Annotated in this window: 1 protein-coding gene; it reads right to left on the bottom strand. The window is 52.2% G+C overall.

What is annotated here, in order from left to right; genetic code table 11:
- A partial coding sequence (locus FY251_RS21945; protein WP_148417013.1) for a Fic family protein occupies positions 1-404 on the bottom strand: 404 nt, incomplete at both ends.

Genomic DNA, 404 nt, shown 5'->3' with positions numbered 1-404 from the left:
GTGACTGCACACCACGTAGAAAGAACAGCAACCATTCTTCCCACTCACCCCGCTGACTGACTGCCAGTAGGTGATCGACGTAGTCCGAACGTCGTGCATTGAAATACGAACTCAGGTAGAGATACGGCTCGGGCAAAAGACCGTCACGTTGTAGGAGGAGACTGATCAATAGCCGCCCGAGTCGTCCGTTCCCATCGAGAAACGGATGAATCGTCTCGAATTGGTAATGAATCAATCCGATTCGGAGGAGTGGATGTAAATTCGTCTCTTGGTTCGCATACTCGAGCAAGTCTTCGAGAAGGTCAGGGATTTCGTTCGGTGGTGGCGGCACGTACCTGGCGTCTTGGATGTATGGCGTACTGCCGATGAAATTCTGGGTTGTACGAAGTTCACCTGGGTCAGCC

It is taken from the genome of Haloferax sp. KTX1 (assembly GCF_902410085.1).
In the GTDB taxonomy this organism is placed as follows: domain Archaea; phylum Halobacteriota; class Halobacteria; order Halobacteriales; family Haloferacaceae; genus Haloferax; species Haloferax massiliensis.
Note: the sequence above shows the minus strand (reverse complement) of the source record. Positions and strands in the feature narration are given on the sequence as shown.